31 protein-coding genes and 1 pseudogene are annotated in these 26072 nt (G+C 70.6%); 15 read left to right on the top strand and 17 right to left on the bottom strand.

Features of this window, described 5'->3' with window-relative positions:
- The first annotated feature begins 84 nt into the window (after positions 1-84).
- From ACIBBH_RS24395 to ACIBBH_RS24385, 3 genes are read left to right on the top strand one after another with little or no spacing between them, the layout of a single operon-like run.
- The gene (locus tag ACIBBH_RS24395) at positions 85-1182 is read left to right on the top strand and encodes a phosphotransferase (protein ID WP_399407895.1); all 1098 of its coding nucleotides are present in this window, start codon (positions 85-87) and stop codon (positions 1180-1182) included.
- A gap of 10 nt (positions 1183-1192) precedes the next feature.
- The gene (locus tag ACIBBH_RS24390) at positions 1193-1819 is read left to right on the top strand and encodes a TetR/AcrR family transcriptional regulator (RefSeq protein ID WP_399407893.1); all 627 of its coding nucleotides are present in this window, start codon (positions 1193-1195) and stop codon (positions 1817-1819) included.
- A 40-nt stretch (positions 1820-1859) separates the two neighbouring features.
- On the top strand, positions 1860-3890 hold the full coding sequence (locus ACIBBH_RS24385; RefSeq protein WP_399407891.1) for a HelD family protein: 2031 nt from the start codon (positions 1860-1862) through the stop codon (positions 3888-3890).
- A gap of 15 nt (positions 3891-3905) precedes the next feature.
- Here the strand turns inward: ACIBBH_RS24385 and ACIBBH_RS24380 are convergent, their stop codons facing one another.
- Positions 3906-4745 (bottom strand): nitroreductase/quinone reductase family protein, encoded by an 840-nt coding sequence (locus ACIBBH_RS24380; protein ID WP_399407890.1) that lies wholly within the window; start codon positions 4743-4745, stop codon positions 3906-3908.
- A 197-nt stretch (positions 4746-4942) separates the two neighbouring features.
- Here ACIBBH_RS24380 and ACIBBH_RS24375 point away from each other — a divergent pair, with 197 nt between their 5' ends.
- On the top strand, positions 4943-5449 hold the full coding sequence (locus ACIBBH_RS24375; protein WP_399407888.1) for an HAD domain-containing protein: 507 nt from the start codon (positions 4943-4945) through the stop codon (positions 5447-5449).
- A 74-nt stretch (positions 5450-5523) separates the two neighbouring features.
- Here ACIBBH_RS24375 and ACIBBH_RS24370 read toward each other — a convergent pair whose 3' ends face one another.
- The gene (locus ACIBBH_RS24370) at positions 5524-5925 is read right to left on the bottom strand and encodes a hypothetical protein (protein WP_399407886.1); all 402 of its coding nucleotides are present in this window, start codon (positions 5923-5925) and stop codon (positions 5524-5526) included.
- A gap of 69 nt (positions 5926-5994) precedes the next feature.
- On the opposite strand from ACIBBH_RS24370, the gene ACIBBH_RS24365 reads away from it, so the two are divergent.
- The 5 genes from ACIBBH_RS24365 (at position 5995) to ACIBBH_RS24345 (ending at position 8895) form a co-directional block, all read left to right on the top strand.
- Positions 5995-6618 (top strand): TetR/AcrR family transcriptional regulator, encoded by a 624-nt coding sequence (locus ACIBBH_RS24365; protein ID WP_399407884.1) that lies wholly within the window; start codon positions 5995-5997, stop codon positions 6616-6618.
- A 127-nt stretch (positions 6619-6745) separates the two neighbouring features.
- A complete protein-coding gene (locus tag ACIBBH_RS24360; protein ID WP_399407882.1) occupies positions 6746-7087 on the top strand; it encodes a hypothetical protein in 342 nt (113 codons plus the stop codon).
- Positions 7088-7261: 174 nt separating this feature from the next.
- A complete protein-coding gene (locus ACIBBH_RS24355; protein ID WP_399407880.1) occupies positions 7262-7741 on the top strand; it encodes a helix-turn-helix domain-containing protein in 480 nt (159 codons plus the stop codon).
- A gap of 77 nt (positions 7742-7818) precedes the next feature.
- Complete coding sequence (locus ACIBBH_RS24350; protein ID WP_399407878.1) at positions 7819-8451, top strand: hypothetical protein; 633 nt, start codon at positions 7819-7821, stop codon at positions 8449-8451.
- A 99-nt stretch (positions 8452-8550) separates the two neighbouring features.
- Positions 8551-8895, top strand: a complete 345-nt coding sequence (locus tag ACIBBH_RS24345; protein ID WP_399407876.1) for a DUF2516 family protein — start codon at positions 8551-8553, stop codon at positions 8893-8895.
- Positions 8896-8958: 63 nt separating this feature from the next.
- Here ACIBBH_RS24345 and ACIBBH_RS24340 read toward each other — a convergent pair whose 3' ends face one another.
- The 3 genes from ACIBBH_RS24340 to ACIBBH_RS24330 all read right to left on the bottom strand — a co-directional run bounded on the left by ACIBBH_RS24340 (position 8959) and on the right by ACIBBH_RS24330 (position 12675).
- Positions 8959-10269 (bottom strand): PP2C family protein-serine/threonine phosphatase, encoded by a 1311-nt coding sequence (locus ACIBBH_RS24340; RefSeq protein WP_399407874.1) that lies wholly within the window; start codon positions 10267-10269, stop codon positions 8959-8961.
- A gap of 304 nt (positions 10270-10573) precedes the next feature.
- Positions 10574-11653 carry an NlpC/P60 family protein gene (locus ACIBBH_RS24335; RefSeq protein ID WP_399407872.1) on the bottom strand — a complete coding sequence of 360 codons (1080 nt, stop codon included), beginning with the start codon at positions 11651-11653 and terminating at the stop codon, positions 10574-10576.
- A 209-nt stretch (positions 11654-11862) separates the two neighbouring features.
- Positions 11863-12675 (bottom strand): class I SAM-dependent methyltransferase, encoded by an 813-nt coding sequence (locus tag ACIBBH_RS24330; protein WP_399407870.1) that lies wholly within the window; start codon positions 12673-12675, stop codon positions 11863-11865.
- Between the two features lie 201 nt (positions 12676-12876).
- On the opposite strand from ACIBBH_RS24330, the gene mshA reads away from it, so the two are divergent.
- The 3 genes from mshA to ACIBBH_RS24315 all read left to right on the top strand — a co-directional run bounded on the left by mshA (position 12877) and on the right by ACIBBH_RS24315 (position 16485).
- Positions 12877-14214, top strand: coding sequence for a D-inositol-3-phosphate glycosyltransferase (gene mshA, locus ACIBBH_RS24325; RefSeq protein WP_399407868.1), 1338 nt, complete (start codon positions 12877-12879; stop codon positions 14212-14214).
- Positions 14207-14710 carry a YbjN domain-containing protein gene (locus ACIBBH_RS24320; protein ID WP_399407866.1) on the top strand — a complete coding sequence of 168 codons (504 nt, stop codon included), beginning with the start codon at positions 14207-14209 and terminating at the stop codon, positions 14708-14710. The genes mshA and ACIBBH_RS24320 overlap by 8 nt, the downstream gene beginning before the upstream one ends.
- A gap of 92 nt (positions 14711-14802) precedes the next feature.
- The gene (locus ACIBBH_RS24315; protein WP_399407864.1) at positions 14803-16485 is read left to right on the top strand and encodes a glycosyl hydrolase family 28-related protein; all 1683 of its coding nucleotides are present in this window, start codon (positions 14803-14805) and stop codon (positions 16483-16485) included.
- On the opposite strand, the gene ACIBBH_RS24310 is transcribed toward ACIBBH_RS24315, so the two are convergent.
- Entirely contained in the window at positions 16464-17264 is an 801-nt protein-coding gene (locus ACIBBH_RS24310) for an AraC family transcriptional regulator (RefSeq protein ID WP_399407862.1), read from the bottom strand. The two genes, ACIBBH_RS24315 and ACIBBH_RS24310, sit on opposite strands and share 22 nt — an antisense overlap.
- 49 nt (positions 17265-17313) lie before the next feature.
- On the opposite strand from ACIBBH_RS24310, the gene ACIBBH_RS24305 reads away from it, so the two are divergent.
- Positions 17314-17739, top strand: a complete 426-nt coding sequence (locus ACIBBH_RS24305) for a DUF2000 family protein (protein ID WP_399407860.1) — start codon at positions 17314-17316, stop codon at positions 17737-17739.
- Between the two features lie 53 nt (positions 17740-17792).
- On the opposite strand, the pseudogene ACIBBH_RS24300 reads toward ACIBBH_RS24305, so the two are convergent.
- The 8 genes and pseudogenes from ACIBBH_RS24300 to ACIBBH_RS24265 all read right to left on the bottom strand — a co-directional run.
- Positions 17793-18038 (bottom strand): annotated as a pseudogene (locus ACIBBH_RS24300) (MFS transporter); the annotation flags it as partial.
- Between the two features lie 246 nt (positions 18039-18284).
- Positions 18285-18596 carry a MazG-like family protein gene (locus tag ACIBBH_RS24295; protein ID WP_399407858.1) on the bottom strand — a complete coding sequence of 104 codons (312 nt, stop codon included), beginning with the start codon at positions 18594-18596 and terminating at the stop codon, positions 18285-18287.
- Between the two features lie 35 nt (positions 18597-18631).
- Complete coding sequence (gene tmk / locus ACIBBH_RS24290) at positions 18632-19291, bottom strand: dTMP kinase (RefSeq protein ID WP_399407856.1); 660 nt, start codon at positions 19289-19291, stop codon at positions 18632-18634.
- Positions 19288-20787 carry a B12-binding domain-containing radical SAM protein gene (locus tag ACIBBH_RS24285; RefSeq protein ID WP_399407854.1) on the bottom strand — a complete coding sequence of 500 codons (1500 nt, stop codon included), beginning with the start codon at positions 20785-20787 and terminating at the stop codon, positions 19288-19290. The genes tmk and ACIBBH_RS24285 overlap by 4 nt, the downstream gene beginning before the upstream one ends.
- A complete protein-coding gene (locus ACIBBH_RS24280; protein ID WP_399407852.1) occupies positions 20744-21577 on the bottom strand; it encodes a hypothetical protein in 834 nt (277 codons plus the stop codon). The genes ACIBBH_RS24285 and ACIBBH_RS24280 overlap by 44 nt, the downstream gene beginning before the upstream one ends.
- Complete coding sequence (locus ACIBBH_RS24275) at positions 21574-22017, bottom strand: hypothetical protein (protein WP_399407850.1); 444 nt, start codon at positions 22015-22017, stop codon at positions 21574-21576. The genes ACIBBH_RS24280 and ACIBBH_RS24275 overlap by 4 nt, the downstream gene beginning before the upstream one ends.
- Before the next feature lie 311 nt (positions 22018-22328).
- The gene (locus ACIBBH_RS24270) at positions 22329-22532 is read right to left on the bottom strand and encodes a DUF397 domain-containing protein (protein ID WP_399407849.1); all 204 of its coding nucleotides are present in this window, start codon (positions 22530-22532) and stop codon (positions 22329-22331) included.
- A gap of 10 nt (positions 22533-22542) precedes the next feature.
- Positions 22543-23397: a helix-turn-helix domain-containing protein gene (locus ACIBBH_RS24265; RefSeq protein WP_399407847.1), complete on the bottom strand. Its 855-nt coding sequence runs from the start codon at positions 23395-23397 to the stop codon at positions 22543-22545.
- Between the two features lie 283 nt (positions 23398-23680).
- Here ACIBBH_RS24265 and ACIBBH_RS24260 point away from each other — a divergent pair, with 283 nt between their 5' ends.
- Entirely contained in the window at positions 23681-24100 is a 420-nt protein-coding gene (locus tag ACIBBH_RS24260) for an ATP-binding protein (protein WP_399407845.1), read from the top strand.
- Positions 24087-24413 carry a hypothetical protein gene (locus tag ACIBBH_RS24255; protein ID WP_399407843.1) on the top strand — a complete coding sequence of 109 codons (327 nt, stop codon included), beginning with the start codon at positions 24087-24089 and terminating at the stop codon, positions 24411-24413. Before ACIBBH_RS24260 ends, ACIBBH_RS24255 begins: the two co-directional genes overlap by 14 nt.
- A gap of 136 nt (positions 24414-24549) precedes the next feature.
- On the opposite strand, the gene ACIBBH_RS24250 is transcribed toward ACIBBH_RS24255, so the two are convergent.
- The 3 genes from ACIBBH_RS24250 to ACIBBH_RS24240 all read right to left on the bottom strand — a co-directional run bounded on the left by ACIBBH_RS24250 (position 24550) and on the right by ACIBBH_RS24240 (position 26026).
- The gene (locus ACIBBH_RS24250) at positions 24550-24891 is read right to left on the bottom strand and encodes a hypothetical protein (protein WP_399407842.1); all 342 of its coding nucleotides are present in this window, start codon (positions 24889-24891) and stop codon (positions 24550-24552) included.
- The gene (locus ACIBBH_RS24245) at positions 24888-25151 is read right to left on the bottom strand and encodes a hypothetical protein (protein ID WP_399407840.1); all 264 of its coding nucleotides are present in this window, start codon (positions 25149-25151) and stop codon (positions 24888-24890) included. Before ACIBBH_RS24245 ends, ACIBBH_RS24250 begins: the two co-directional genes overlap by 4 nt.
- Before the next feature lie 77 nt (positions 25152-25228).
- Positions 25229-26026 carry a peptidoglycan-binding protein gene (locus ACIBBH_RS24240; RefSeq protein WP_399407838.1) on the bottom strand — a complete coding sequence of 266 codons (798 nt, stop codon included), beginning with the start codon at positions 26024-26026 and terminating at the stop codon, positions 25229-25231.
- Between the last annotated feature and the right edge of the window lie 46 nt (positions 26027-26072).

Raw genomic sequence — 26072 nt, 5'->3', positions numbered from 1 at the left:
GTCTGGCGCGATGCGGAGCCGGTGGCGGAGTACCGTTCTTCCACTTCTGCATCCTCCGGAAGGGGCCTACGAGAGAAACGGGCAATGTCACCCGAATCGGATTCCCATGCTCGGTTGAACGCGGTCGAGGCGAGTGGTGGCGACGAGAGTGTGGTCGAGGGCCCACTCCACGGATATCACCACGAGACCTACGTCTTTCCGCTGCCCGGCGAGAAAAGCGGACCCGGCCCCCGGCCGCGATGGAAGTGCCGGGAGCCACGCCCCGGCCTCCTCTGGTTCGACCGGCGGTGTTTCGCCTCGGAGGAACAACTGCTGAAGGGGCTCAGCGGCCGCATCGACGGCATTCCGGACATCATCGAGGACGGCGGCCTGAAGCTCCAGCGTTTCATCGAGGGGCGGACGCTCGGATCGGTCTGCGCATCCGGCCTCGCGGTTCCCGAGGAGTTTCTCCGGCAGATCGTCGGCCTCTTCCGCCAGCTGGTCGTGGTGACCCCGGAAACCCTTTCCGTCGACCGGCGGTGCAAAGCCGAGGACCGACCGGACGACGGTGACAGCGACGGGTTCCTGGAGCGGCTCGTCTGCTTCACCGAGGAACAGGTCTACCAGCGCAACCTGACGGGATTCGAAAGGCTCTTCAAGGATCTCGGCGTGGACGCCGAGTCGTTCAAGCACCTGCGGAAGCATGTCTCGGGTCTTCGCGAACGCCCTTTCTGTCTGCTCCACGCCGACCTGCACCGCGAGAACTTCATCGTCGACGACGACCGCGTCCTGTGGACGATCGACTGGGAGCTGGCGATGGTCGGCGACCCGCTCTACGACCTCGCCACCCACCTGCACCTGATGCGGTACCCGGCCCGCCAGGCCCGCGCCGTGGCGGAGCGGTGGGCCGGCGCGGTCGAACGCGCCCGCCCCGGCAGCGCGGCCGGCTGGCGGCACGACGTCCCCCTGCTCCTCGGCTACAAGAGGGCCCAGTCGCTGTTCACCGACGTGATCCGCGTGGCCCTGTCCCTGGACGGCGGGCCGGAACCGCACTGGCGGCAGCTCGTCCAGGCTGCCCTGAAGCTGCGCCGGGTCCTGGCCGACGCCGCCCTGCCGCTGGGGCTCGAGTCGGTTCCGGGCCCCAGGCGGATCGTCACGGCACTCGTGCGCCGGCAGCGCGAGCACGGGAGGACCTCTGCGTAGGCTCGCCGTCATGGATGAGCGGATCGGCCTGCGCGAGCGCAAGAAGCGGCGGATGTACCAGGACGTGTCGGACACCGCCGTACGGCTGTTCCTTCAGAAGGGCTTCGACGCCGTGTCGGTCGCGGAGGTGGCCGCCGCGGCCGGGATCTCCAAGCCGACGCTGTTCCGGTACTTCCCGGCCAAGGAGGACCTCGTCCTGCACCGGATCGCCGACCACGAGGACGAGGCGGCCCGGGTGGCCGCCGGGGCGGCCTCGCCGCTGGCGGCGCTGCGGCGGCACTTCCTGGACGGGCTGGAGCGGTGCGATCCGATCACCGGGCTGAACGACGATCCGGACGTGCTCGCCTTCCACGAGCTGCTGTACGGGACGCCGGCTCTGGTGGCGCGGCTGTACGAGTACCTGGAGCGGTCCGAGGCCGCGCTCGCCGAGGCCCTTGGCGGCGGCCTGGACGCGCGGCTCGCCGCCGGACAGATCGTCGCCGTGCAGCGGATCCTCGCGCAGGAGAACTGGCGGCGGATCGCGGCGGGGGAGCGGGCCGCCGAGGTGCGGCCGGAGGCGGTGACGGTGGCCGAGCGGGCGTTCGGGTGGCTGGAGGCGGGACTGCCACGGCTGGGCCCGTCGACTAAGACTCAGTAAAATATGTAACTGAGTTACGTTTTCTGGGTAGGTTGGGGGCATGACGTCAACCGAGCTCGCCCTCCAGGACTCCCTCCGCAGCGAACGCTCCTTCCACGACGCCTGCCGCGCCGCCCTCGCCGGCATGGCCGCCGGCGCCGACGAGCAGGTCGTCACCGGCGAGGACGTCTCCGCCTCCGGTGCCGACGCCGAAGTCCTCGGGTACCGGCTGCGCAGCCAGGCCAAGGCCCTGCGCGAACTCCCCGAGGGACCGCTGTTCTTCGGACGCCTGGACTTCGGCCCCGCCGATCCCGAGCACGCCGGGCAGCGCTACCACATCGGCCGCCTGCGGATCACCGAGGACCCGGCCGCCCCGCCCCTCGTGGTCGACTGGCGCGCCCCGGTCTCCCGCGCCTTCTACCAGGCGAGCGCCCTCGATCCGCAGGGGGTGGCGGTCCGGCGCCGCTTCGGCTGGTCCCCCGGCAGCCGCGGCGACTCCGCAGACCTGACCGGTCTGGAGGACGAGCACCTGGGCCGCGGCGAGACGGGGAGCGGCGAGATCGTCGCCCGCGAGATCGAACGGCCCCGTGTCGGGCCGATGCGGGACATCGCCGCGACCATCCAGCCCGAGCAGGACGACCTGGTCCGCGGCGGCCTCACCGAGTCGGTCTGCGTGCAGGGCGCTCCCGGCACCGGCAAGACCGCCGTCGGCCTGCACCGCGCCGCCTACCTGCTCTACACCCACCCGCAGCGCATCCAGCGCGCCGGACTGCTGATCCTCGGGCCCAACCGCACCTTCCTCTCCTACATCTCCGAGGTGCTGCCCTCCCTCGGCGAGACCGGCGTACGGCAGTCCACCCTGCGCGACGAGATCGCGCTGCACCCGGTCACCGGCACCGACGCCGAGCGGGCCGCCGTCGTCAAGCACGACGCACGTATGGCGGAGGTGCTGCGCCGGGCGCTGTACGCGCGCGTGTCGGCCGAGGGGGTCGAGTCGCTCGCCGTGGCGGACGGGTCGTACCGGTGGCGGGTTCCGGCCGACGAACTGGTGGAGATCGTCGAAGGGGTGCGGGCCGAGCAGCCGCCGTACGCCGTCGGGCGCGAGCGGGTGCGGACCCGCGTGGTGCGCTGCCTCCAGGCACAGGCCGAGCGGCGGGCCGGGCCGCGGCCGAACGCCTGGGTGCGGAAGATCGAGCGGGCGCGGACCCTGAGCGCGTACGTGGACGCGGTCTGGCCGAAGACCCGGCCGGAGGAGGTCGTCGCCGAACTCCTCACCGACCGTGCGGTCCTGGCCCGGGCCGCGGAGGGGCTCCTCGACCCCGACGAGCAGGAGGCGCTGCGGTGGGCCCGGCCGCCGCGCTCGTACACGTCCGCCCGCTGGTCGGCCGCCGATCTGGTCCTCCTCGACGAGGTCGCCGGGCTCATCGAGCACCCCGAGGGATACGGGCACATCGTCGTCGACGAGGCGCAGGACCTCTCCCCGATGGAGTGCCGGGCGATCGCCCGCCGGGCCGCCTTCGGCTCGCTGACCGTGCTCGGGGACCTGGCCCAGGGCACCACGCCGTGGGCGGCGCGCGCCTGGGACGTGACCCTGCGGCACCTGGGCGAGCCGGACGCGGCCGTGGTGCCGCTGACCACCGGGTTCCGGGTGCCGGCCGCGGTCCTCGGACTCGCCAACCGGCTGCTGGCCCGCCTGGACGTCGCCGTCCCGCCGGCCCGCTCCCTGCGAACGGAGGGTGAACTGCGGATCCGGCGGGCCGACGACGTGCTCGGCGCGACCGTGGCGGCCGTACGGGAGGCGCTCACCCGGGAAGGCTCCGTCGGGGTCGTCACGGCGGACGCGGACCTGGCCCGGGTGCGCGACGCCCTCGCGGCGGCCGGCATCGGGACCGCGGGACCGGACGAACTCGGCGCCCGCGTCACGCTGGTGCCCGCGACCGTCGTCAAGGGCCTGGAGTACGACCACGTCGTCGCCGTCGAACCGGCCGCCGTCGCGGAGGCCGAGGAACGCGGGCTGCACCGGCTGTACGTGGTGCTCACCCGGGCGGTGTCACGGCTGGACGTGGTGCACGCGCGGCCACTGCCCTTCTAGACGGGCGGCGGGCGGCTACCGGGCGGCGCCATCGAGAAGGGGCACCAACTGCTCCTCCTCGTAGGTGAGATGGGCCTCCAGCTCCTCCGTCAGCCGCACGACCTCGGCGCGCGCGTCGGGCGACTCCTCGGCGGCGACCGCCCGGCGCAGCTCGCCGACGAGCGCGGCGATCCGCTCGTGCTCCAGGCGCAGTCGCTCCCGGACCGGGGCGAACTCCGGGTGGCGGGCGGCGAGGAAGGGGAACAGGGCCGTCTCCTCGCCGGCGTGGTGGTTGTCCAGCCCCTGGCAGAAGGTGAGGCAGTTGACGCGCAGCTGCGCGCCGAGGGCGCTGCCGCCGTTCGTCATCTCCTTGCGGATCAGGGCGAGTTCGCGCCGGAAGACGTCGTGCACCAGCCTGATCGCCTCGCCCGGTGAGCGGGCCTCGATGTTCGGCGGGCCGCCGTTGGCGATCTGCTCCAGCGCGACGACCGGTATCACCCGGCCGGCCTTGCGCTGGTACTCCGCCCAGCCGGGGTCGGACTCCACGGCCCGCGCGAAGGCCCGCTCGCGTTCCTCGCCCACCAGGACGACGGCCCGCGCCTCGTACGTGAACACCCCGCTCTCGACGGTCACCCGGGGGTGAGCGAGGAGGTTGTGGTACCAGTCCGGCTGCCGGGGCGAGCCGCCCGCCGAGGCGATGACCAGGACGCGGTCACCGCCGTCGGGGAGGTAGCCGACGGGCGTGGTGTGCGGGGCGCCGGTGCGGGCGCCGGTGGTGGTGAGCAGCAGGAGACGGCCGCCTTCGAAGGGGCCGCCGACGCGGCCGTGGTTCGCGCGGAACTCGTCGATGATGCGTTGGTTGAAGTCGTTGGGCACTCTCTCTGCTTTCTTCCTCTGCTGTCGGTTTTCGCGGACGCAGAGGAAGAGGCGGGCTCCTGGCCCGCCACGGTCTCACTCAGAGGCCGGGCACCCAACTCGCTCACGGCACAAGGCCGACCCGGCAGTCATGGGTGAGACGCTACTGTCCCTCCATGACTGACGCCAGCGCTTTTCCGGGGCGGTGATCCTGGCCGGTGACGCTGCTCTTCCTGGACGTCGACGGGACGCTGCTGCCGTTCGGCGCGGACGACCCCTACCCCGTGTACGACACGGGCGGTGTGCCGCCGGCGGCCGTCGCCGACCACCCCATCCTCACCCGGATCGACCCCGCCCTCGGCCCCCGGCTGACGGCGCTGGGCTGTGACCTGGTGTGGGCCACCACCTGGCTGGACGACGCGAACGCCTATGTCGCCCCCTGGCTCGGCCTGCCCCGCCTGCCCGTCGTGGACTGGCCGGACGAGGACGAGCCGCCCGGCCCCCTGCACTGGAAGACCCGGCCCCTCGTCACCTGGGCGGCCGGCCGCCCCTTCATCTGGCTCGACGACGAACTGACCGACACCGACCGCGCCTGGGTCGCCGCCCACCACCCCGGACGCGCCCTGCTGCACCGGGTCGAGCACCGGTACGGGCTGACCGATGCCGACTTCGGGGTGGTGGAGGGGTGGCTGGGGGGTTCCGGGGCGGGTGTCCGGTCTCGCTGAAGGTGAGGCAGCGTGCGTGCCTGACCTGGGGGGGCCTCAGTCCGAGCGAGACGGGGGCGGGTCGACTGTCTCGCTCAAACCGAGGTCTTCTGCGTAGGGGCAGCGACGATCAGCAGCGCGGCGAACGCGATGGGGGCGGCTGTCTGGTAGCCCATCCAGACTTCGCCACCGGCGCTGCTGCCCTGCCACGCCATCAGTAGGCCAGCCAGGGCCGTCAACACCCAGCCGCTGTCGTAGGCGATCATGAGCCGCGTGTAGGTGCGCATCGACCGGCTGCGCGTGTATCCGATCTCGACGCCGCCGCCGATCAGCAGGGCCACGCCTGAGACGACCATCAGCCAGGCTGGCGCGCCGAGTAACCGGCCGAGCGGGGCAGCGCCGGCGATGTGGACAGCGGCGAGCAACACCTTGAAGGCGCCATCGGCGATGGCCCCCACCGTCTGGCGGGTCACCCGCGGTGCCACGACCTGGGCCATGAGTGTTCCTCCTCGAAGCTCATCCCACTGGTTCTGTAACGAGATTACGGCAATAATCAAACTATGAGAATGACGAGAGCGGAGGCCAAGGAACGCAACCGCCGCGCCTTGCTGGACGCTGCGTTCCAGGTCGTGTCGCGGGACGGGTACCGGGCCAAGCTCGATGAGATCGCCGAACGCGCCGACCTGACCACCGGCGCCATCTACTCACTGTTCGGGAGCAAGAACGGCCTGGTGGTGGCCCTGGTCGCCGACTACCTGCGGCCGTACTACGAGGAGATCGAGCAGGCGGTTCCCGCGGAACTTGATCTGCTGGAAGCGGTCGACGCCTTTGCCCGGCACTACCGGCGCAGTTGTGACACCCCGGATGCGCTGTCCCGCCTGTCGCTCCAGATCACCTTGCTGGACATGGCGCTGCATGACCCAGAGCTGGGGACCCAGCTCGCCACATCCATCCGGTCGCAGGAGGACCATTTGATTGCGCTGTTCACCGGAAGGTCGCACAACGGAAGCGTCGTGACGTCGCAACAGGCACAACGTCTGACCACCGCGCTCAGGGCACTGTTCGTCGGCCTCAGCCAGGGCGTTCCCCTCGGCCTTGCCCCTGGTGCCGACGAGCAGTACTTCGCCGACACTGCCCGCGCTCTGGCATCCGGGATGTCTCTCCTCGATCACGATGCGGGCGGTTCGTAACGGTCACTGCAGGAGAGCCGCGCCAGTTTCACCTTGCGTGAGACGGGGTGTGTCGCAGAAGTCTGCGCATGATGAGCGGAGGCCACCACTCTGGGGCGCCTGGTGCGGCCGACGCGATCCGCATCAGTTGACGTTCCTGTTCGTCCATCCGTTCCTTGATTCTCTCGGCGACCAGCGTGGCTTCGCGTCTGAACCATGGATGGCGGTCGTCCTCAGTTGTCGTTCCGGTGACAACCGCCGCTCGAACGTCCGGAGCGACGAGGTCGAGAAGACGTTCGGTCCTGTTGACGGCGTATCCGTGCTTGGCCAGCTCGTGCCAGAAGCCGACGCATTCCTGGTAGGCAGCGAGAACCGTTCGGGGGGTCCGCCGTCGAAAGCGCCGATGGAGTCTCCACTGCTCGTGGACGAGCTCAGGGGCCCGGTTGAGGCTGAACTGGCCGTCGATGAGGCCGGAGAAGTTGGCATGTAGTGCCCGTGATGGGTGTCCGTCCATCGGCGGTGTTCGACACAGAGGTGATGGTGTCCACTGATGACCCGGATGTCGGTTCCGGGGCGGGTTTGTAGGGCACCCGGCCACGTGGCGCGACACACTATTGCAAGCGGATGCTTGCAATTGTTAGCGGCGGTGGGGCATGGTGGAGGCATGGCATCGCTCAACGTCGGCAATCTCGGTGACTACCTGCGCGAGCAACGGCGCAACGCGCAGTTGTCGCTCAGGCAGCTCGCCGATGCCGCCGGGGTGTCCAATCCGTATCTGAGCCAGATCGAGCGCGGGCTGCGCAAGCCGAGCGCGGAGGTGCTGCAGCAGGTCGCCAAGGCGCTGCGGATCTCCGCCGAGACGCTGTACGTGCGGGCCGGGATTCTCGACGCGGAGCGGGACCGGGACGAGGTGGAGACGCGTGCCGTCATCCTCGCCGATCCCACGCTCAACGAGCGGCAGAAGCAGGTGCTGCTGCAGATCTACGAGTCCTTTCGGAAAGAGAACGGATTCGGGGGCGACACCGCGGACGAGGACATCACGGACGAGGACAGCGTGAGCGACGCCGCCGCCGTGCGCGGCACCCGCACGGCCGGTGGCAGTGACGCCGATGCCGGCACAGATCCGCAGCAGACGGCCAGTTGAACCGGACCAGGGCGCCGGCCGCCCTGCTGCGGACCCCAAAACCCTCAGCCGAACGTGAATCCGGGAGGACCATCACCATGGCCATCACCGACGACCTGCGCAAGACCCTCAGCGACCCGACCCCGCTCTACTTCGCCGCCGGCACCGCCGACCTGGCCTTCCAGCAGGCCAAGAAGGTGCCCGCCCTGGTCGAGCAGCTGCGCGCCGAGGCCCCGGCCCGCATCGAGGCCGTGCGCAACACCGACCCCAAGGCCGTGCAGGAGAAGGCCGCCGCACGGGCCAAGGAGGCCAGTGCCCGGGCCAAGGAGGCGCAGGAGAGCCTCCAGGCCAAGGTCGCCGAGTTCTTCGGCACCATCGACGGCGACCTGAAGAAGTTCGGCGAGTCCGCCCAGGATCTCGCCCTGCGCGGCGTCGGCGTCGCCGCCGAGTACGCCGTGAAGGCCCGCGAGACCTACGAGAAGGTCGCCGAGCACGGCGAGCAGGCCGTGAAGACCTGGCGCGGCGAGGCCGCCGAGGAGATCGAGGAACTCGCCATCGCCGTCGAGCCGAAGGGCGAGACGAAGGCCGAGCCGGCCGCCGCCAGGCCCTCCGAGCAGCGGCCCGCCGAGGCGAAGACCGAGCCCGCCGACGCGAAGAAGCCCGTCGCGAAGAAGGCGCCGGCCCGCAAGACCACCACCCCCCTCAAGAAGACCACGCCGCCCGCCAAGTGACCGACGGCGCGTGCGCGGGCCGGGCACCCCTGGGGTGTCCGGCCCGTTCTACGGGTACGGTGGCCGCGTAGGAATCGGCAGACAACGGGCGGTGGCAGCATGCTGATGTTGGGCTTCGCGGGGTTCTTGGGACTGCTGAAGATCGTCCTGATGGCCCTCGCCGCGTTCGGGCTGTTCGACGCCGCGTTCCGGCGTGAGGACGCCTTCCGCGCGGCGGACAAGCAGAACAAGGTGTTCTGGCTGATCATGCTGGGCATCGCGCTCGTGGTGAGCTACCTGTTCTCGATCCTGTCCATCCTGCCCATCGCCGGCCTGGTCGCGAGCATCGTCTACATCGTCGACGTGCGCCCCGCGCTCCGGCAGGTCTCCGGCGGCAGTGGCTGGGGCCGCCGCCGCGGCAGCAGCAGCGACGGTCCGTACGGGCCGTACAACGGCGGCCGGTGAGGCCCGCGCCGGTTACGGCCCCCGGTCCGTTACGGCACCGGGTCCGTCAGGGCCCCCGGTCCGTTACGGCACCCGGTCCAGCAGGACCACGGCCACGTCGTCCGTCAGCTCCCCGCCGTTGAGGTCGCGGACCTCGTTGACCGCGGTCCGCAGCAGGTCCTCGCCGGTCAGGCCCCGGGCGAGCTGGCGGCGGACCATCTCGACCATGCCCTCCTGGCCGAGGCGTTCCCCGCCCGCGCCGACCCGGCCCTCGATCAGGCCGTCGGTGTAGAGCATCAGGCTCCACTCGGCGCCCAGCTCCACCTGCATCCGCGGCCAGCGGGCGCCGGGGAGCAGGCCGAGAGCGGGGCCGTTGTTGTCGTACGGCAGCAGTTCCGCGGGCCGCCCGGGGCGGGCGATCAGCGGGGACGGGTGGCCGGCCAGGCACAGGCCCGCGCGGCGGCCGTCGGGGGAGATGTCCACCGCGCAGAGCGTCGCGAAGATCTCGTCGTCCGCGCGCTCGTGCTCCAGCACCTGCTGCAGGGTGTTCAGCAGCTCGTCCCCGCACAGGCCGGCCAGCGTCAGCGCCCGCCACGCGATGCGCAGCTCCACGCCGAGCGCCGCCTCGTCCGGCCCGTGGCCGCAGACGTCGCCGATCATGGCGTGCACGGTGCCGTCGGGCGTGCGTACGCAGTCGTAGAAGTCGCCGCCGAGCAGGGCGCGCGAGCGGCCCGGCCGGTAGCGGGCGGCGAAACGCAGCGCGGAGCCCTCCAGCAGGGGCGTGGGCAGCAGGCCCCGCTCCAGGCGGCGGTTCTCCTGGGCCCGTACCCGGCCCTCGGCCAGGCGCCGCTCGGCGGAGTCGGACCGCTTGCGCTCCACCGCGTACCGGATGGCGCGGCTCAGCAGCCGTCCGTCCAGTTCGTCCCGGAAGAGGTAGTCCTGGGCGCCCACGCGTACGGCCTCGGCGCCGCGCTCGGCGTCGCCGGACGCGGTGAGCGCGAGTACGGCGTGCCGGGGCGCGAGCTCGAGCACGTGCCGGAGCACGGCGAGCTCGTCGTCGCCGGCTGTGCCGCCGGGGGCGGGCAGCGCGAGGTCCAGCAGGATGCAGTGGACGTCGTCGGTGAGCAGCCGCTCGGCCTCGGTGAGGTTGCGGGCGGTGCGCACACGGATCGGCTTGCCGGCCGAGTCCAGCAGTTCGGGCACGATCGGCGAGCCGCCGGGGTCGTCCTCGATCAGCAGCAGGGTGAGAGTGGTGCCGGCCGCGGTGGTGTGTGCGGCGGCCGGGTCGCGGTTGGCCTCTTCCTTGAGGGGACCGCCGGCTGTGCGCGCGGCATCCTGCGCCTGACCACTCTCCGCGGCCGGGATCGCTCTCTGCCGCGGTATGGGTGCGGGCATCGTCCTGGGTTCCTTCCCTCCCCCCGAGGGCATGGCGGGGCGAGGGACCTCGACCCACCCGACTGGGGACCATAGCGGTACTCGCCACCACAGCGGAATGGTGTGAGCTGGGCCGCTCGGCAGGCAGCCAGTGTCATATGCCGCGTTCCCTATCGCAGTTGGACAGGCTGGGGCGGGATCGGGGATGACGAAGGTCACGTCCCGCCGGGGTTTGGGCGGCTGTTGGGCGTGCGCTGGGTCACATGGCGTGCATCACGCCACCCTTCGGGGCATCCGGGCCCCGGGGCCTGACGGTCCCCCGGTCTCACGCGTCCGGCCGTACCACCCCGAGGATCGGCATCGAGCCCGCCCCCGCGAGCGTCACCGTCCGTCCCGGGCGCGGGGCGTGGATGACGGCGCCGTCGCCCGCGTACATCCCCACGTGGCTGGCGTCGTCGAAGTAGATGATCAGGTCGCCGGGGCGCATGTCCTTGACGTCGACGTGCCTGAGCTGCTTCCACTGCTCCTGCGAGGTGCGCGGGATGGGGTGCCCGGCGTGCGCCCAGGCCTGCGAGGTCAGGCCGGAGCAGTCGTACGCGTCGGGGCCCTCGGCGCCCCATTCGTACGGCTTGCCCATCTGGTTCGTCGCGAACTCGACCGCCTTCTTGCCCTGCTCGGACGCCTTGCCGCTGACCTCGTCGAGGATGCCGGTGTCCAGCCAGGCGGTCTGCGCCTTGAGGGCGGCCTGCTGCTCCAGCCGGGCGAGGCGCTCCTTCTCCTTCTTCTCCAGCCTGTTCTCGAGCTTCTCGGCGGCCGCGATCTGCTGCTTGATCTTCTTCTTGGCGGCGGCCTTGGCCTTGCGGCCCGCCTCCAGCTTCTTCCACTGGGCGGAGGCGTCCTTCGCGTACTGCTTCAAGTCGGTCTGCGTCTGCGTCATTTCGGTGATCAGGCCCTTGGTGGCCCGCTGGCCCTGGAGCATCCGCCCGGCCCCGTCGAGGAACTGCTCCGGGTCGTCGCTCAGCATCAGCTGGGCCTCGTCGGGCAGTCCGCCGGTGCGGTACTGGGCGCGGGCGGCGGCGCCGGCCCGGTCCTTCAGCTTGTCCAGCTTCTTCTGGCCCTTGACGATCTTCTTCGCCAGCTCGACGATCTCGGCCGACTGCTTCTCGGCCTTCTCCTCGGCGGCGTTGTAGGCGTCGGTGGCGACGGCCGCGTTATGGTAGAGCTTGTCGAGCTTCTCGCGGACCTTCTCAAGGTCCTTGCCCGTCGGGGGAGTCGGGGCCGCGCTGGGGGAGGCCGTCGGTGTCGGGCCGGGGCTCGCGAACGCCGTGCCCGGCGCCGCCAGCACGGTGACCGCGCAGACCACGGTCACGGCAGCCGTGAGCAGACCGCGCTTGCCCGTCCCCATACCCCTGCCCCCAACCTGATTTACCGTCAGTAACTTACGGACGTCTGGGGGATCGTGCCACGGCGCGGCACAAAACGACAGAGGTCGTGCCCGGTGGGGTGCCTACCCCCCTTTCCCTCCCCGGCATGACGATCTCCCCGCCGGTGTGACGAACAACTCACGGAGATCGTTCCCCGGGGTGGGGCGGGGCGGGGCGGCAGAGGCGGGGCTCAGCCCCGCGGCGCCAACGCCCCCCACGCCACGGTCACTTCCCCCTGGCGCCACCGCGCCGGCGAGTCCGTCACCGGCCAGTCGGCGGTCAGGTCCCGCACCGTACGGATCCAGCGCTGACGGGCGCCGTAGGAGGCGTAGGGCGCGGCGGCGGCCCAGGCGCGGTCGAAGTCGCGCAGGAAGGCGTGCACCGGCTCGCCGGACACATTGCGGTGGATGAGCGCCTTCGGCAGCCGCTCGGCCAGATCGGACGGGCGCTGGAGAGAACCCAGCCGGGTCGCGAAGGTGACCGTCCGCGGTCCCTCCGGGCCGAGCGCGACCCACACATGCCGCCGCCCGATCTCGTCGCAGGTCCCCTCGACCAGCAGCCCGCCCCGCGCCTGCCCGTCCGCCGGGGCGAGCCGCGCGCACAGCCGCTCCCAGACGGCGGCCACCTCGTCCTCGTCGTACTGCCTGAGGACGTTGGCGGCCCGGATGAGCTGGGGCCGCCCGGGGACGGGGATCTCGAACCCGCCGTGCCGGAAGCGCAGCCCCTCGCGCTCGTACGGTTTCGCCGCCGTCACCCGGGCGGGCTCGATCTCGACGCCGACGACACGCGCGCGTGGCGCTGCCGCGCGGAGGCGGGTGAGGAGTTCGACCGCGGTCCAGGGCGCGGCCCCGTACCCGAGGTCGACCGCGACCGGTTCGGCGGCCCGGCGGAGTTCGGCGCCGTGGGTCGCGGCGATCCAGCGGTCCATGCGGCGCAGCCGGTTGGGGTTGGTCGTCCCGCGTGTCACCGTTCCCACGGGGCGGGTGGCTGCGCGGGCTGTCATGTGTACGAGGGTAAGCGGGACGGGGTACCCGGTCGGCCGCACGGGCTCACGCGGCCCGAGGTCGAACACGTGATCGACTCCGGGTAATGATTGGGCAAAGCCGCGTGATCGGGAAATGGAGCGGCGCCGGTCGCTGTTGCTCCCCCTGGAGGGTGCCGTCCGTCCTCCGACCGGCATGCCCGCAGCAAGGAGGAACGCCACGTGAGCCAGTACGTCAGCAGGCTCGGGCGTCGCTCTCCGGCGGCTCCCTCGCGGCTCAGGCTGCACCGCAGGCCCCGCCGTGTCGCCATGCTCTCCGTGCACACCTCACCGCTCCACCAGCCCGGCACCGGCGACGCCGGCGGCATGAACGTCTACATCGTGGAGCTGGCCCAGCGCCTCGCCGCCCTCAACATCGAGGTCGAGATATTCACGCGGGCCACCGCCGGAGGCCTCCCGCCCAGCGTCGAGCTGGCCCCCGGCGTCCTCGTCCGGCACATTGACGCCGGCCCCTACGAGGGCCTGGCCAAGGAGGACCTCCCGGCCCAGCTGTGCGCCTTCACGCACGGCGTGATGCAGGCCTGGGCCGGCCACCGCCCCGGCCACTACGACCTCGTGCACTCGCACTACTGGCTCTCCGGTCACGTCGGCTGGCTCGCCGCCCAGCGCTGGGGCGTCCCCCTGGTCCACGCCATGCACACCATGGCCAAGGTCAAGAACGCCAACCTGGCCGACGGCGACACCCCCGAGCCCGCCGCCCGCGTCATCGGCGAGACCCAGATCGTCGCCGCCGCCGACCGGCTGATCGCCAACACCGCCGAGGAGGCCGGCGAACTCGTCCGGCACTACGCCGCCGACCCCGCCAAGGTCGCCGTCGTCCACCCCGGTGTGAACCTCGACCGCTTCCGCCCCGCCGACGGCCGCGCCGCCGCCCGTGCCCGCCTGGACCTCCCGCAGGACGCCGTGATCCCCGTCTTCGCGGGCCGCATCCAGCCGCTGAAGGCCCCCGACGTGCTCCTGCGCGCGGTGGCCGTCCTGCTCGACGAACGCCCCGGGCTGCGCTCCCGCATGGTGGTCCCCATCGTCGGCGGCCCCAGCGGCAGCGGCCTGGCCAAGCCCGAGGGCCTGCAGAAGCTCGCCGCGCGGCTCGGCATCGCCGATGTCGTACGGTTCCGCCCACCCGTCGGCCAGGACCAGCTCGCCGACTGGTTCCGGGCCGCGTCCGTGCTGGTCATGCCCTCCTACAGCGAGTCCTTCGGCCTGGTCGCCATAGAGGCGCAGGCGGCCGGGACGCCGGTGCTGGCGGCGGCGGTCGGCGGGCTCCCGGTGGCCGTGCGGGACGGTGAGACCGGGTTCCTGGTGCGCGGGCACAATCCGGCCGACTACGCGCGCGTGCTGGGCCGTTTCGCCGACGAGCCGGAGCTCCCGGCCCGCATGGGCGCGGCCGCCGCCCGGCACGCGCGATGTTTCGGCTGGGACGCCTCGGCCGCCGCCACCGCGGAGGTGTACACGGCCGCCACCCAGTCCCACCGGCGTCGCGTACGCTCCCACCATGGGTGATGCACAGAAGGCCGCCGCACAGGTCATCGAGGGCGCCCTGAAGGACGCCGAACTGGAGTGGGAGAGCCCCGAGCCCGGCAACTACGTCGTCAAGCTCCCCGGCGCCCGCAAGCTGTCGACGACCGTCTCCCTCCTCGTCGGCCGCCACTCCTTGTCGCTGAACGCCTTCGTCATCCGTCACCCCGACGAGAACGAGGCGGCCGTCCACCGCTGGCTGCTGGAGCGCAACCTCAAGCTGTACGGCGTGAGTTACGCCGTCGACCGGCTCGGCGACATCTACGTCACCGCCCGCCTCCCGCTCGCCGTCGTCACCGCCGACGAGGTCGACCGCCTGCTCGGCCAGGTCCTCGAGGCCGCCGACGGCAGCTTCAACACGCTCCTGGAGCTTGGCTTCGCCTCCGCGATCCGCAAGGAGTACGCGTGGCGGGTGTCCCGGGGCGAGTCCACGCGGAACCTGGACGCGTTCAGTCATATGACCCAACGCCCGGCTGACTGACTCCCTGCCGCCCTCTTCCCCACACCGGGGCTCCATGGCATGCTCGCGCCCAACGTAATTCTGAACGTCGTTCACATCCATGAAAGAGCCCCATGGAAGGACGTACGGAGATGGGCAACGCGCACCTCACCAGACGGGCCCTGCTGGGCGGCGCCACGGCCGTGGCCCTCGGCGCGGTGACCGGCACGACCGCGGCGGCGGCCACCCCCACCGGCGAAGTCCCCGCCCTCTGGCGGGAGTTCACCCGCACCCCCTTCACCCACCCCCAGATCCCCTACGTCGGCCGGGCCGGCTTCCGGACCGGCGCCACCCGCTTCCCCCGCCACCCCGTCGTCGCCGACGTGACCGACTTCGGCGCCGTACCGGACGGCACCACCGACTGCGCCCCCGCGATCAACCGTGCCGTCGCCGCTGCCGGGCGGGCCGGCGGCGGCACGGTCCTCATCCCGCCCGGCGTCTTCCGCATCGACGGCCTGGTCCGCATCGGGTACGACGACGTCGTGCTGCGCGGCGCCGGGAGCTCACGCACCACGCTGTACGCCACCAGAAGCCTCACCGAACTGATCGGCGTCTACGGCTCCCGTTACGGCGGCACCAAGTCGGCCTGGTCATGGGCGGGCGGCCTCATCTGGCTGGCGCCGGCGGCACGTTGGGACTCCCTGGCCGCCGCCGTCAAGGCACAGGCGTGGCCCTTCGAGGGCTGGACCGGGAACAAGCGGGACGAGTGGACGACCCTCACGGCCGTCGCGCCCGCACGGCAGGGCGACTGGACGGTCACCGTCGCCGACGCCTCCCGGCTGCGCCCCGGCGGTCTGGTCCTGCTCCGCATCGCCGACGACGCCGCCCACACCCTCCTGCAGCACATGTCGGGCGGCGGCCCGGGCCCGGCGGCGTACTACTGGGGGGACAAGACGAAGCTGCTGTCCTACATCCCCTACGAATGGCCCGTCCGCATCGCCCACGTCCACGGCCACGAGGTCACCCTGGAACGCCCGCTCCCACTGGACCTGCGACCCGAATGGAACCCGCAGTTCACCACGCATGTACGGGAGTTGACGGGGGCGGGAGTCGAGGGCCTCACCCTGGAGGCGGTGCAGACCCCGCAGTCCCCGCACCTCCTCGACAAGGGCTACAACGGGGTCGTCCTGCAGTGCGCGTACGACTGCTGGGCGGACGACGTCACGGTCCGCAACGTCGACAACGGCTTCGGACTGGTGGCCGCGTCCGCCTGCACCCTGCGCCGCACCCGGGTCGGCGGCCGGGGCGCACACCACCCCTACTTCTGCCGTGAGGGCTCGCACGACAACCTGATCGAGGACTTCACCATCGAACAGCGCACGGTCCCCGCCCCCGCGGACACCCAGCTGCACGGCATCAACGTGGAGGGGTTGTCGTCGTACAACGTCTGGTCGCGCGGCGAGATGCAGATGGGCACCTTCGACTCGCACCGCGGCCTGCCCTTCGCCAACGTCCGCACCGACATCACCGTCGGCAACAACGGCCGACACGGCGGCGACGCGAACGCGGGGCCGCTGTTCGGCGCCCGGTTCACCCACTGGAACATCCGCGTCACCAACCACCGCGCCGGCCTGATGAAGATCGACGGCGTGGCCCCCCACAGCGCCACCGTCGGCCTCGACGAGTGCACCGAGTTCGACCAGACCGACGTACCCGACTTCACCGGGGACCTGCACAGCCGCCTGGAGCTGTACCCCACGACGAACACGGTCCGCCCCCGCAACCTGTACGAGGCTCAGCGCGCCCTGCGCCGGTAGCGCCCCGGCGTCACGCCCACCAACTTCCTGAAGTGCCGGGTGAGATGCGCCTGGTCGTAGAACCCGACCGCCGCCGCCACCTCGCCCGGCGCCAGCCCGTCCAGCAGCAGCCGCCGTGCCCGCTCGACCCGGCGGGACATCAGGTACTGGTGCGGCGCGATGCCGTACGCCCCGCTGAACGCCCGTACGAGATGGGCGGGATGGGCGTGCAGCAGGCCGGCCGCATCCTCCAGCGAGAGCCCGCGCGTGACCCGCTCGTCCAGCAGCTCACGCAGCCGGCGGGCGAGCGCGGGGTCGGGGCGGACCTCATGGGCACCGGCCCGGGACGTCAGGTGCGCGCGCAGCCGCTCGCCGACGAGGCTCAGCCTGCTCTGGGCCTCCAGCTCGTCACCGGGCAGCGCGAGCACGCGGTGCAACTGCCCGACCCGCCGCCGCAGTACGGGATCACGCAGGTCGGGCCCGTCGACCGCGGGACCGATGAGATGGTCCCCGAGGTGGGTGGCGTCCAGGTAGAGGACGCGCTTGCGGAAGCCGTGCGGGGTGGCGGGGGAGCCGTTGTGCGGGACGTGCGGGGGCAGGAGGGAGACCGTGTCGTGCGGGGTGCCGTGCTCGTGCCGGTCCAGGTCGTACCGTACGGCGCCGTCGTCGACGATCAGCAGCGTCCACGCCTCGTGGACGTGCATCGGGTAGGCGTACTCGGTGAAGTGGGCGTGGAAGACCTCCACGACACCCGGGACGCGCGGGCGCCAGGCGGAGACCACGTCGCGCTGGGCGGGCATGCAAAGAACGTACAAGACGGGGGCGCGGGGCGGTCGGCACTCTCGTCGCATGGACAACGAACCGATCTGCTTCGACACGAAGATCGCTGTACTGCTGCGTGAGGACCTGGAGACCTGGCAGCGGCTGAACGTCACCGCGTTCCTGGTCAGCGGCCTCGGTACGCCGGTCCCCGAGGTGATCGGGGAGCCGTACGAGGATGCCGACGGGGTGCCGTACCTGCCGATGTTCCGGCAGCCGGTGCTGGTCTTCGAGGGCGCGAAGGAGACGCTGTCGGCGGCGCACGGGCGGGCACTGTCCCGCGCCCTGCCGCGCGCCGTGTTCACCTCGGACCTCTTCGCCACCGGCAACGACCGGGACAACCGCGCGGCGGTCCGGGCGGTGGGGACCGCCGGCCTCGACCTGGTGGGGCTCGCGGTGTACGGGCCGAGGAACGCGGTGGACAAGGTGGTGAAGGGGGCGCGGCTGCATCCGTGAGGGCGGGGCGGCCTCAGGTTGTGGGCACCTCGCGGTCGGCGCCACAGTCACCCCGCCCCGAGGTGGTCGATCACGGCGCCGGACATCAGGGGCGCGACCAGTGCGGCCACCCACCAGGACAGCGTGTACATCACCTGGTACCGGCCACGCCCGTGCACGGGCGACAGCCGGACGACCAGGCCCGTCTGAACCGGGGCGTCGACGATCTCCGCACGGGTTCACACGCACACCGTGAGGGCGAAGACGCCGACCGGCCCGGCGAAGGCGGTGAGCCCGAAGCCGTACCCGGCGAGGAGGCCCGTGAGGGGAGGCGACCAGACCGGCGTACGAGGCCGAATACCAGCGGTCCGGAGTCAGGTACAACGCCATGAAGGTAGCGTTTTGCTAGACCGTACGCAAAGGGCGGCGTTCGTTGTCCGTGATCTGGCGCTCGGTGCGTTCATGGAAGCGCGGGATTCGATGAACGGACCGAGGGCGCGAAAGCGCCCGCCGGGCCGTAAGCGGGCTCCGACGGGCGTCTCGGGCTTGCGCAGCGAGCGGTGTACTCAGGCGAGCGAGCGATCGGCGATCCGGCCGACGTGTTCAGCGAACGTCTTGTCGGCGTGGGGCGTGATGGTCCTCAGAGCGACCATGCCTGTGAGGATGACGTCGCAGAGTTCGGCCTGCACGTCTTCCCATGTGTGGCTGTTGCCCTTGCGGGGGTTGGACCCGTAGGCGCCGTGAACGGCTTCGGCGACCTCGCCGGCCTCTTCCACGATCTTCAGGACGCGTAGAAGCGGGGCGGTGTCGGCAGGCGCGGCGCTCTTGTCGTCGAGCCACGCGACGAGCCGTTCGACGGTGTCCCAGGTGTCTTGCATGGGTGGTGCTCCGTGTTCTCTTCGGGGTCCGGTGGTCACGAGGTCTGCGGGCGCGGTGCGGGGTTGGTGCGGTTGTCGACGCTACCGGGGGCGGCCGTGAGCTCGTCGGCGATTCGGCGCGCTACGTCCGCAGGGGTGGTGTTGGTCGTGTCGAGCAGCAGCGGGCGGACTTCTATCGTCATGAGGGTCTCGGCGGCCTCGGCGTAGAGCTCGACCTCGCGTGTTGGTCCGGTAGGGTCGTCGTGGAAACGGTGACGCCTGCCGCGCTCAGCGAGACGCGTGGTGATCGCCTTGGGATCGGCGGTAAGAATCACGGCTAGGTCGGGCAGCAGGACGTGCCGGTTCAGCGCAAGCACGAACGGCTCGGGCACGCCGTCGAGCCGTTGCAGCACGAGACTGGATGCGAGGTAGCGGTCGCAGATCACGGTCGTGCCAGACCTGAGCGCCGGTTCGAGCTCGACCTCGATGTGCTCGTACCGGTTCGCTGCGACGAGACAGGCGAGTGCGTGGCCGTGAATGTGGTTCGCCTTGGCTCGGGTGAAGTCGCCGAGCTCGCTCGTCGAGGGCTCGGTCGTCGTGTGGACGTCGAGGCCGCGGTCGTTCAGCAGGCGGCCGAGCTCTGCGACGGTGGTCGACTTGCCGACGGCACTCGGGCCGTCGATGCTGACGAACACTCCCGGGTGCGAGTTCGTCACGCGACCACGCCCATGCGGTTGCGGTCGTGCTGCTCGCGGGTGAGGTTGGCGAGTGTGGCGCGCAGCTTGGGCAGAGGGACCGCGCCGAACTGCACACCGACGGAAAAGTTGAACTCATCCCGGGCGCGCATGCTCTCGTCGGCGCCATCGGCGGTGAGGTCGACGTCGGAGTACGCGAGCAGGCTCTCGGGCTCGTGTCCGGCATCGGTCAGTGTCTTCCAGATGGGTGTTCCGGGGTAGGGGCGAAACTCGAACACGCTCGCACGGAAACGTCCCAGGGTGCGGTCGGCGATCGTCCACAGGTTGTGTATGTGGCGCACGGTGGCGTCGAGGTCTTCCTGCTCCTCCCCGGGGTACCCGAGAATGAAGTAGCCCTTTACACCGATGCCGCGTTCGAGCAGGCGGGCCGCGACCTGCTCGGTCATCTCGGCCGTGATCCGCTTGTCCATCCCAGCGAGCACACGGTCGCTGCCCGACTCGATGCCGAGGGCGACCTCGCGCAGACCGTTCGCCTTGAGGGTGACGAGCATGGCGTCGTCGAGGCGGTGGAATACGTTGATCCGCCCGGTGGCGTCCCACACGAACCGGTCACCGATCCTGTGTCGGGTGAACGCCTCCATCTGCGGAACGATCACCCGCCGCGCGCCGAGAAAGAGGTCATCGACGAACCGGTACGCGGTCGTCCCGTAGGTCTCGTGCAGGTGGTCGAGCTCGTCGACGATGCCCTCGGGCGCGCGGGGCCTGATCTTGATGTCGGGGTTCGCCGACACGGCGGCGCCGCAGAATCCGCAGTCGTACGGGCACCCGCGCGAGCCGACGATGTTCGCCTCGGTTCGGCCGTCGTCGGCGACGTATGGGTCTTGTGGGAGGAACGCCCGGTTCACGAGCGGCAGGGCGTCGATGTCCGGGCTAAGCCACTCGGCGGCTTTCCCGCGCGCGATGCCGGCGGCGTGGGTGCCGAGCAGCCGGTCGCGCCACATGACCCCCGGCAGTTCGGCGCGGCGGCGCTCGTCGTCCAGCAGCGCGGCGACCCGGGACTCGCCCTCGCCGACGACCAGGGCGCGCAGGTTGCCCATGCGGGGGTCATCGAGGATGCGGGCGGGCATCGCGCGGGCGTGGTGCCCCCCGACCATGAGCGCGATCTCGGGGTTGAGGCCGGCGGCGATCCGGGCCGACATCTCGTACGTGGGCGCGAGTAGGTTCATGCCGACCCATCGGGGACGTGCGGCGTTGATGATGCGCACCGCCTGCTCGACGCCGAGGCCGTGAGCTTCGGCGTCGAGAACACCGACGTTGTACCCGCCGACTTTCTGCGCGTAGGTGGCGATGTAGGCCATGCCGAGGACGGGCAGCGTGTAGTCGTTCACACGGGGGCGCAGGCCGTAGTCGCGTAAGGGGGCGTTCACGAACAGGGCGTCGAGGGTCCGGTCGGGGTCGGCGCCGGCGATCAGGTCAGGGGCGGTGCTGGGTTCCTCCGTGCTGAGCGGTGCGGGCATGGCTCCCCCAGGTGAGCGTCATTAGGGTCAGGGTGTGCAGTGAGGTGCGGTCCGGCGCCCAGAGGCGCCACAGGGCCTCGAACTCGCGGTCGGAGCTCGGGAGTTGCAAAGTCGGTGCTGCTTTGCGCGCCCAGGTGCGCACGGCGAGGTCGCCGTGCGGGTAGACGGAGTGGTCGCCTGTGAAGTCCGCGGCTGCTGCCGCCGCGGTCCATTCGCCGACGCCGTGCACGGTAGTGCGCAGTTCCTTCGCGAGGCTTTCGGCATCGAGGGTGCGCCACTGCTCGCCGTGCTGCCTGTATGCCTCGGCTGCGGCTCGCAGCTTCGCCCGGTTGAACGCCGCGCCCACAGCTTTGAACGCCTCGTCGGACAGGCCGAGGACGACGTCGGGGGTCGGCATGAGGGCGAGCGTGCGCTCGCCGGCCTGCACATGGCGCCCGTACGCCCTACAGAACGCCTCGTGAATCTTCCTGGCCTGCCCTGCCCGTACGACTTGGCGCAGGATCGCGGTAGCGATTGCGTCCCAGAGCGAGGGGTTGTTCAGTCGCTGCACGGTGCCCAGCTTGGTCAACTCGTCGACGAGGGGCTGCGCGTCCGGGTGGCGAGGAAGGTTGATGGCGGAGGTGTACGCCACGGGCGGCGTGTCGGCGTCAGACGCGTCGACGGAGTGCAGCATGAGGCCGCCGCCGTTCCAGTGAGCGACCCACGTTGTTCCGCTGTGCTCGACGGCACGCACGGCGCCGGTGGGGGTCGGGTGCCATGCAGGGTGTTCAGTGATCATTGCGGTACTCATGAGATCAATTCCGTTCGCGCGGCAGGGCAGTTGACCGGACACGATATGCCCGGGGCCATGCTGAGATAGCGCAGCGGGCGCACGGACCACTCGGCGACCGCTCCACCGTGGAGTACAACGGTGAACCCGCAGGGATTGCCGGTGTGCAGCAGGGCAAGGGCATGCATCCAGCCGGATTCGACCCACTCGATTGCGCGCATTGTCTCGCGGGGGGTCATGCCGGCAGCGTGTGCCGTGCGGACCTGAATTCGAATGGCACGTACAGCGTCGCGAGCGCAGGGCAGGATGCGCGGTGCGACGACCGGTTCGGGCACTGGCGTGATCGTTGAGGCGTAGCGCAGGACCTCAAGGAGAAAGCCGTGCTCGATGCTGGCCTCGATGGGCGGGGGGATGGGCAACCTTGTTCCGTTGACGCCGGTCGCATTGTCTACGGCGCGCATCGCTTGCCCTCCTGCCGAAGTGTCATGGTTGCCCCCTGGAGGGGCGCAAGGGGGAAGCGCTACCAGGGGGCAACCTCTCGGGGGCGTTCCCCCAAGGGACGCAGGAACGGGGGAACTTGCGCAGGTTTGGGCACGGTCCTGCCGTCGATCGGCCCTCGTCTGCGACGCAGAGCGACGGTACTGCTACGCGGGAGAGGTGGGCAAGTGTGCCCCGGGGCATACTTGCGTACTGGCATATGACAATGCCCCCCGCCCGGATGGGCGGGGGGCATCGTTGGTCCGGTCGCTTAGCCCGACGTCGGGCGACGGTCTTACTCGACGAGGTGGTCGAACTCGCCGGCCTTCACTCCCAGCAGGAACGCTTGCAGCTTTTCACGGCTCGTCACAACGACCCTGCTCGGGTCGTCGCTTTCGCGCATCAAGATGCCGCCGTCATGCTCTGCGAGCTCGACGCAGTTTTCCCCACCGCCCCCGGAGAAAGACGACTTCTGCCACTTAATTTCCGATGCGCTCATTCCCTGTTTCTCACAGTTCCCTTGCGATGTGATGGATGATCTGCCGCGACGCTTCCGGGTCGAGCGATGCGTGCTCGGCAATGTCGAGCAGCGTGCGGTACTTATGCAAATCTGCCTCGGCGTCGAGGAAGCTGCCTCCAAAAGCGCTGTCGATCTGCACCGTGTCCAATTGAGGGACGGGGCCGCTTGCGTAGAGCACGGGCTGCGTTACCTCGATGAACTCTTCACTTGTGAACGGAATAACCCGTACTGTCACGCTGGGCCACTTTGAAACCTCGATCAGGTACTCAAGCTGCTCACGTGCCACCTTGCGACCGCCGAACCGCATCCGTAGGGCCGCCTCATGGATGATCGCGGTGAAGGGTGGTGGATCTTCGCGCTGAAAGATCGTGGCTCGCTTGAGGCGGTGCTCGACGCGAACCTCGACTTCGTCTGAGGGTAGCCTCGGAGTCACGCCCGAGAAAAGGGCGCGAGCGTAGTTCTCCGTTTGGAATAGGCCGGGCAACGTCACGCTTTGAAGAGATCGCATGGCGTGGGCGTGGTGCTCCAGCTCGGCCATGTCCAAGAAACCGGGGGCAAGAATGCCCCGGTAGTCGTCAAACCAGTGTTTCCCTCGGTGTTCCTGAGCTATTTCACATAGAGCCTGAATCAGGGCTTCGTCGGTGCATTGGTAGAAAGTCGCAAGACGTCGAATGCGCTCAGGGCTAACGCCCACTCGGCCAGCCTCAATGTGGCTGATCTTGGCCTGATCGACAGACAGCAGGCCGGCGGACTCACGGGCCGTCTTGTCCGCGCGTTCGCGCAGCTTCCGCAGCTCTTTCCCGAGCCGCGCCTGCCGCGCGGTCGGGTTGTCCCTCGGTGGCATGCGTCCCTTCCCCTTGTCTGCCCTGAGTGTGCCCCGCCACGGTGCCACGGGTCCACCTAAAGGCACCAGCAGAGGGGGGCACCCTTGCTCCGGGGCATGGTTGACCCCTACAGTCCTGGCAGCACCGCGCCACGCCAGTAAGACCGAAGTGCAGCCGCGGGGGCGCGCTGCTGCGCGCCGGTCACGGGAGCGGCCAAGCCACGCATGGCGAGCGCGAGCACAGGACGCGTTGGGAGACGACGACATGAAGAGAACTGCCTTAGCACCTCCCGCACCACCGCCCGTGACGGGCGCGAGCTACCGCTTCACCGCTCCGAACCTGGCCACGACACCGAAGATCGCCCGAGACTGGGTGGCGCTCGTGCTCCGAACCGCGAACCTCGCGCGGCTCGTCGAGCCGGCCCGGGTCTGCACTTCCGAGGTGGTCACCAATGCGCACTGGCACAGCCGCACCCCGTTGATCACCGTCGACGTGACCCTCGCGCGCTGGCTGACGACTGTGATCGTGCGCGACAACAACCCGAACGAGCTGCCGCTGCTCGTTCCCTCCGACCGGTACACACGCGATGAGCACGGGCGCGGCCTGCTGCTGGTGAATGCCCTCGCCGATCACTGGAGCGTCCGAGTTCTGGGCCCTTACGCAAAGGCCGTCTACTTCACGCTCGTCGATCACGAAGGGGTCGCCGCAGATGATTCCCACTGACCGCGTGTTCTGGGGCGTGTTGATCCTCTCCGTGAGCGCGTTACTGCTCGCGTTGCTGATCATGTGGGCGCTGCTGCCCAACCCGCATCGAGGGTTCACACCCCCGCCGCTCGACCGGGACGGCTTTACCTATACCTGCTTCTGCTGGCAGGACACCGTGCGCGTCACGATCCTCGCCGATCCGCCACCCCGGGCGAAGCACGCGCGCCGCGCACGCGCCCCACTGGGTCACCGCCTCCGCCCGAACTCGTCTCCCAACGCGAGGGCGGACGGCGGCAGGAAGGGGAAAGCTCCCATACCCGCGCCTGTGTAAGGGCGCGCGCATGGTGATCCCCTAGAGAGGACCCTCGACGCTCTGCGGCTGTCGGGGGTCCTCTCGCATGCGCAGCAACGACCAAAGGCGCCCCCGCTCACCGGCACAAGGCCGGGGAGCGGGGGCGCGCTGGTGTCTACGTCTCGTCGTCGGGGGCGATACGGCGGGTGCGCTCGTCGACTCGGTCGACGGCGTCGCGCAGCGATGTGCCGCTGTTGGGGTGCAGCTCGTGATTGACGCGTTCGAGCGTGGCCTCGATAGTGCCGAGTCGGCTCATGACTCCGGGGCGGGCCGGAACACCCGGGCGGGCCGGTGTTCCCTGCCAGTCGTCGACGAAGTCCTCGACCTTGCCGGCGATGCGGCGCACGGATCGAGTCGCCCGCCACACGAGGGTGAGTGCACCCGTGATGGCAACGACCGCGCCGCACCAGATCACCGCGGCGTCGAGGGAAGCGACGCCGGTCGTTGCTGGGCTCACTCGGTGGGGTCCTCCTTCTGCGACAGGGCGAGCAGTCGGTCGTCGCTGCTCGGCTCGGCGCGCAGCCATGCGGGCAGCAGGCCCTCGACGACGGGCAGCGCCATCACGCGCGTGATGCCCGCGGCGACGGCGAGTGCGACGCCGACGCCGGCCTCGGTCTGCGGGATTCCGGCGGCGTCGATGATCAGGGGCAGTCCGGCGGCCAGGGCGAGCACGGTCTGCACGACGGTTCGTACGGTGCGGCGGTTGGCATCGGTCATGGGTTGTGCCTCACTTCGTGAAAAGGGGAACGGCCCACCCGCGGCGGGCGGGTGGACCGCGGGGCGGGGCGGTCGGGTCAGACCTTGGGGACCTTCAGCGCGTCCCAGGAAGCGCGGCCGGGCCACCCGTCGGCGTCGTCGCCGCGGTAGCCGAGGTGGCGCTGCCACCGTGCATACGACTGGCGATCGGCCTCGGTCCACTGGGGGCCGGGGCCCTCGCGGTAGGCGGAGCAGCCGACGGCGACGAGTCGCCGCCCCATGGCGGTGACGATCGGCGAGCGGGGGTGCTTCTTGAACCACTCGACGCCGGGGAACGGCTCGTACGCCGGCGGCTTGGGCTTGGGCTGCGTGGTGCCGCCCGGACGCGGGGCGCCCTTCTGCACCCATGCGTACAGCGCCGGTCCGGGGCAGGCGGTCGCGTATCCGTCGCGGTGTCCCTTGATCTCGTTGCCGGCGCCGCCGCTCTTGCGCAGCCACTCGACGGCGTCGCGCAGCCCAGCGAGCTGCTCGTCGGTCGGCGTGGTCAGACCGGAGCTGCCGACCATGGCGCACACGGCGTAGTGCGCGGCGTTGAGCGAGCTGTTCCCGTTGGCGCCGGTCTTCTTGTGGGCACCGCGGCCCTCGTACACGTAGCCGTGCGGGCAGACGATCGCGTTGTACGCAATGTCGCTGTAGTTCTCTTTGGTGTTGGCGAGGTGGCTCGCCTGGATCGCGCGGACGCGGCCGGCGCACTGCCCGTGGTTCTCGGGCTGGGCGAGGGATGCGGGCACGGGTGTGCCCTCGTAATGGATCTTCACCCCGCGCGTGCTGGCTATGTAGGTGAGCTCGTAGCGGGAGGGGCGGGCGCCCCACTGAGAGCGGGAAACGAACTGCAAGGGTGGCCCTCCTCGGGCATGAAAAAAGCCCCGGCCAGTAGGCGCG

It is taken from the genome of Streptomyces sp. NPDC051636, assembly GCF_044453765.1.
GTDB lineage: Bacteria > Actinomycetota > Actinomycetes > Streptomycetales > Streptomycetaceae > Streptomyces.
Note: the sequence above shows the minus strand (reverse complement) of the source record. Positions and strands in the feature narration are given on the sequence as shown.

What these genes read in the sequence shown, in the direction of transcription:
- ACIBBH_RS24275 (WP_399407850.1), bottom strand. Translation starts at nt 22,017, where the DNA reads ATGCGCGCCGTAGACAATGCGACCGGCGTCAACGGAACAAGGTTGCCC.
- ACIBBH_RS24245 (WP_399407840.1), bottom strand. Translation starts at nt 25,151, where the DNA reads ATGACCGATGCCAACCGCCGCACCGTACGAACCGTCGTGCAGACCGTG.
- ACIBBH_RS24265 (WP_399407847.1), bottom strand. Translation starts at nt 23,397, where the DNA reads ATGCCACCGAGGGACAACCCGACCGCGCGGCAGGCGCGGCTCGGGAAA.
- ACIBBH_RS24270 (WP_399407849.1), bottom strand. Translation starts at nt 22,532, where the DNA reads ATGAGCGCATCGGAAATTAAGTGGCAGAAGTCGTCTTTCTCCGGGGGC.
- ACIBBH_RS24365 (WP_399407884.1), top strand. Translation starts at nt 5,995, where the DNA reads ATGACGAGAGCGGAGGCCAAGGAACGCAACCGCCGCGCCTTGCTGGAC.
- ACIBBH_RS24345 (WP_399407876.1), top strand. Translation starts at nt 8,551, where the DNA reads ATGCTGATGTTGGGCTTCGCGGGGTTCTTGGGACTGCTGAAGATCGTC.
- ACIBBH_RS24395 (WP_399407895.1), top strand. Translation starts at nt 85, where the DNA reads ATGTCACCCGAATCGGATTCCCATGCTCGGTTGAACGCGGTCGAGGCG.
- ACIBBH_RS24385 (WP_399407891.1), top strand. Translation starts at nt 1,860, where the DNA reads ATGACGTCAACCGAGCTCGCCCTCCAGGACTCCCTCCGCAGCGAACGC.
- ACIBBH_RS24280 (WP_399407852.1), bottom strand. Translation starts at nt 21,577, where the DNA reads ATGAGTACCGCAATGATCACTGAACACCCTGCATGGCACCCGACCCCC.
- ACIBBH_RS24370 (WP_399407886.1), bottom strand. Translation starts at nt 5,925, where the DNA reads ATGGCCCAGGTCGTGGCACCGCGGGTGACCCGCCAGACGGTGGGGGCC.
- ACIBBH_RS24390 (WP_399407893.1), top strand. Translation starts at nt 1,193, where the DNA reads ATGGATGAGCGGATCGGCCTGCGCGAGCGCAAGAAGCGGCGGATGTAC.
- ACIBBH_RS24305 (WP_399407860.1), top strand. Translation starts at nt 17,314, where the DNA reads ATGGACAACGAACCGATCTGCTTCGACACGAAGATCGCTGTACTGCTG.
- ACIBBH_RS24295 (WP_399407858.1), bottom strand. Translation starts at nt 18,596, where the DNA reads ATGCAAGACACCTGGGACACCGTCGAACGGCTCGTCGCGTGGCTCGAC.
- ACIBBH_RS24330 (WP_399407870.1), bottom strand. Translation starts at nt 12,675, where the DNA reads ATGACAGCCCGCGCAGCCACCCGCCCCGTGGGAACGGTGACACGCGGG.
- ACIBBH_RS24340 (WP_399407874.1), bottom strand. Translation starts at nt 10,269, where the DNA reads ATGCCCGCACCCATACCGCGGCAGAGAGCGATCCCGGCCGCGGAGAGT.
- ACIBBH_RS24350 (WP_399407878.1), top strand. Translation starts at nt 7,819, where the DNA reads ATGGCCATCACCGACGACCTGCGCAAGACCCTCAGCGACCCGACCCCG.
- ACIBBH_RS24335 (WP_399407872.1), bottom strand. Translation starts at nt 11,653, where the DNA reads ATGGGGACGGGCAAGCGCGGTCTGCTCACGGCTGCCGTGACCGTGGTC.
- ACIBBH_RS24255 (WP_399407843.1), top strand. Translation starts at nt 24,087, where the DNA reads ATGATTCCCACTGACCGCGTGTTCTGGGGCGTGTTGATCCTCTCCGTG.
- ACIBBH_RS24310 (WP_399407862.1), bottom strand. Translation starts at nt 17,264, where the DNA reads ATGCCCGCCCAGCGCGACGTGGTCTCCGCCTGGCGCCCGCGCGTCCCG.
- ACIBBH_RS24355 (WP_399407880.1), top strand. Translation starts at nt 7,262, where the DNA reads ATGGCATCGCTCAACGTCGGCAATCTCGGTGACTACCTGCGCGAGCAA.
- ACIBBH_RS24315 (WP_399407864.1), top strand. Translation starts at nt 14,803, where the DNA reads ATGGAAGGACGTACGGAGATGGGCAACGCGCACCTCACCAGACGGGCC.
- ACIBBH_RS24320 (WP_399407866.1), top strand. Translation starts at nt 14,207, where the DNA reads ATGGGTGATGCACAGAAGGCCGCCGCACAGGTCATCGAGGGCGCCCTG.
- ACIBBH_RS24285 (WP_399407854.1), bottom strand. Translation starts at nt 20,787, where the DNA reads ATGCCCGCACCGCTCAGCACGGAGGAACCCAGCACCGCCCCTGACCTG.